5 protein-coding genes and 1 pseudogene are annotated in these 3,426 nt (G+C 42.1%); all 6 read left to right on the top strand.

All coding sequences use genetic code 11. From position 1 onward, the window contains the following. Positions 1–187: pseudogene (locus AC4II3_RS32055) on the top strand (hypothetical protein); the annotation flags it as partial. A gap of 410 nt (positions 188–597) precedes the next feature. Then, a complete protein-coding gene (locus AC4II3_RS32050; protein ID WP_488016858.1) occupies positions 598–1,683 on the top strand; it encodes a right-handed parallel beta-helix repeat-containing protein in 1,086 nt (361 codons plus the stop codon). A 254-nt stretch (positions 1,684–1,937) separates the two neighbouring features. Then, positions 1,938–2,450, top strand: a complete 513-nt coding sequence (locus AC4II3_RS32045) for a hypothetical protein (RefSeq protein ID WP_488016856.1) — start codon at positions 1,938–1,940, stop codon at positions 2,448–2,450. After that, positions 2,419–2,589, top strand: a complete 171-nt coding sequence (locus AC4II3_RS32040; RefSeq protein ID WP_488016854.1) for a hypothetical protein — start codon at positions 2,419–2,421, stop codon at positions 2,587–2,589. The genes AC4II3_RS32045 and AC4II3_RS32040 overlap by 32 nt, the downstream gene beginning before the upstream one ends. Next, complete coding sequence (locus AC4II3_RS32035) at positions 2,579–2,905, top strand: DUF433 domain-containing protein (protein WP_488016852.1); 327 nt, start codon at positions 2,579–2,581, stop codon at positions 2,903–2,905. Before AC4II3_RS32040 ends, AC4II3_RS32035 begins: the two co-directional genes overlap by 11 nt. A gap of 3 nt (positions 2,906–2,908) precedes the next feature. Further along, positions 2,909–3,250 (top strand): DUF5615 family PIN-like protein, encoded by a 342-nt coding sequence (locus AC4II3_RS32030; RefSeq protein ID WP_488016850.1) that lies wholly within the window; start codon positions 2,909–2,911, stop codon positions 3,248–3,250. Positions 3,251–3,426 lie beyond the last annotated feature (176 nt).

Genomic DNA, 3,426 nt, shown 5'->3' with positions numbered 1-3,426 from the left:
ACAGGGAACAGGGAACAGGGAACAGGGAACAGGGAACAGGGAACAGGGAACAGGGGATAAGGAAGGAGATTACCTACGATATCAATTCAGGCTCAAGGGGGTCCCCCCCAAGACCTCACCGGTAGTCGCTCATGGGGGGGACCCCCAAGACCGCGCTACCTCGCTGCATCGCTTCAAACCCTCTTGACTATTGCATGCATGCCTATTGCCTTTTGCCTTAGAGGGATAAGCTTTGTCCTCATGACTCTGAGAATTGCTATATAACTGCATCAAGACAGTGGAATGCACCGGTACAATTTCTTTAATAAAAATATTTTTAAGATATTCACATTCTTGTATAGTTTAACGGGAAACTTTGGTTAATCTTTAAATTGCCACTGGATTGTTTAAAAAATAAATTAAGAGTCAATAAAGAAAATAACCAACTGTGAAAATGGCATAAGCTTAGGTAAGTTTTTGTAAACCTGTTTACAACAAAAAGTGTAAAAAAAACGGGTAAGCTGAACTACCAAAAGCCCCGCTATTACTGGGAATTAAAAATAATAGCTGACAGAAAAAAAACAATCAGCTTGTTCAGTAAAATAAAGATTACTAACTATGGCAGTTTTCACAGTTAATACCACAGCTGAAGGAATTAATCCAAACGATGGAGTCACCAGTTTACGAGAAGCCATCGAAGCAGCGAATAATTCTCCTGGTAAAGATACCATTTTATTTGAACTTGAACCAGCTTTACCGACGATTACTATAGACTCTAACCTAGGAACACTCGAGATTACTGACAGTGTTAATATTGTTGGACGTCAAGATGCTGACCAAATTACGGTCGAAGGTGACGGTAACCCTTTTGATATCTTTACCATTAGCAATGGAGCTAATGTTACCTTCAACAAACTGACAATTTCTAATGGAAGCGATGGCATCCAGGTAAATGATGGCAATCTGAAAGTAATTGATAGCATCTTCACGGGACATGGCACAGATGCAATCAAGTCCGAGGCAGACAACAGCAAAATCACTGTGATCAATAGCCTTTTCAGAAACAACTACGATGGCATCGATATCAACGGAAACAACAATAATGTTAAAGTGCTCCGTAGCTCTTTCCTAAACAACAGATCAGATGGCATCGATCTCGATGGAGACAACACCAGATTATTTGTCAGTAAAAGCACCTTCAGGCAAAATCAGGGGCAGGGTATTGATATAAGTGCTGCTGGTCAAAATGTAACGGTGCTTGGTAGCACTATCAGCAACAACCAGGATAGTGGAATAGAAATCGGTACTGGGGGAAAAATAAATAACAATGTTGTAAAGCTATTCAATAGCCAGATTATTGACAATCTGACTGGAGACAGTGGTGGTGGTGTCAATGTCCAAGGAACTGATAACGAGTTGTTTATGGTCAACAATACGATTACTGGTAACTGGGCAGGAATCAATGGCGGCGGCGTTTCCGTCGAGAGTGGTAATACCGTTGTCTTGGGCAACAACAAAATCACTGGTAATATTGCCGACAGTGACAATGATGGTACCGGCGACGGTGGTGGTCTGTTTATCGGTCTGGGAGCCAGCGTTGCGATCGCACAAACCAAAATTACCGATAACCTTGACCTAGGAGATGAGTTTCCTAATATCTTTGGTGATTTGATCAACTTTGGAGGTAATCAGAGTGGAGTTTAGCCAGTACCAAGCAATCAAGGGCATTGCTGAATATAGCGATTTGCATATAAGTTAATGCTGGTGAAATTTATTCTAATTACCCTAATCCCAATTTCAGGGTAAGCGCAAGAATCAATAAGCCACAGCTTATTGATTCTTGCGCTTACCCTGCCCCGATGAAATCGAAATAGCCATTGAGCGCAATGAGGTAGCCTAGTAGATGGCACGTTTTTACGCAGAAGAAGTTAGGCGAGGTAAAACCCCTCACAAAAACAATGCTTGACTTAACTAAAATTCAATCCATTGCTGAATCCTATTCTCCCCAAGAATTATTTGCTGCTTTAGTTTGGCAGCGCCGATTCAATCAGTTTGATGGCCCAGAAGTTATTACTGACCTTTCCAAGCATACAGATTTATGGGCAAGCTTTCTGTTTACCAAACCAGTCTTCGCCCCAGATGAAAATGGCTTAAGTTTTGGTGGTTTGCTAGATACCCTGCTGGCAATGGCAAACTATCGTCCAATGCCAGACAGCAGCATTATTCATTTTATTGCCTATCCAGCAGATACCTTATACATACTTGCAGAAAATCAGGATACGAAAGTTTCCCAACTAATCGATTTGGGGAAAAAATGGCGAGCTGACTCGGTAGAGGTAACTGATGGCACAAATGAAGAGTATAGTTACCGACTTAAACGCCGATTGAGATATCGATACGAAGGGGCATTATGGGGAGACGATATTCAACGTGATCGGGATGCAGTTGTTGTTTGCTATTGGTGGGATTGAAATCTATTTAAGCAATCAGCTATCAGCCACACAAGATTTTACCCCGATTCCCGATTCCCGATTCCCGATTCCCGATTTCTGGTACAATTATAACTATCGGTTTCCCGCCCATCAAAGGATTGACATCCGTGGTACTTAAAGACTTAGAGCAACAACTTCTTGCCCTTAGCCCTGGTGAAAAAGTGCAGGTTATTCAGTTACTGGCTCAAAGTCTCACAAACAATTGGCAAGGAATTGAGAAAAACCCTAGAGTTTGTGGGGGAGAAGCTTGCATTGCCAATACTCGTATTCCCGTCTGGTTACTTGTAGAAGCTCGTCGTATTGGATACAGTGATGGTGACCTTTTAACAAGTTATCCAACAATTACAGCTGCTGATTTAGCCAATGCTTGGGTATACGCAAAAGCTCACCCCGATGAAATCGAAATAGCCATTGAGCGCAATGAGGTAGCCTAGTAGATGGCACGTTTTTACGCAGATGAGCAGTTTCCTTTTCCTGTAGTAGGATTATTACGCACTTTGGGGCATGATGTTCTGACTGTACAAGAAGCAGGTAATGCAGATAGAGGTACACCTGATAATGAAGTACTCGCATTTGCCATTAGCCAAGAACGCTCCGTTTTGACTATTAACAGAGATGATTTTATCCGCTTGCATCGCCGAAACTCTGACCATTTCGGCATTGTTGTTTGTACCAATAATCGTAATTGGGAACAGTTTGCAGCACGGATAGATGAAGCTGTAAAAGCAGAGCAAACTTTACAAGGTAAATTAATTCGTGTGGTCCGTCCTGCTAGCTAAGGTAAGTAATGCTACAAATTTGTAGCATTATCTGGTTTGTTTGTGGGCAAAGCAAGGGACTAAATTGATGTATCTGATGTATCAACAATAAAAGGCTTGCTCCCAAGTGCTTTCATATTGTATGCCAGGAGGCGGACTTGAACCGCCGACACGAGGATTTTCAGTCCTCTGCTCTA

Source organism: Moorena sp., assembly GCF_982860115.1.
This window is presented reverse-complemented; position numbering and strand designations above follow the sequence as displayed.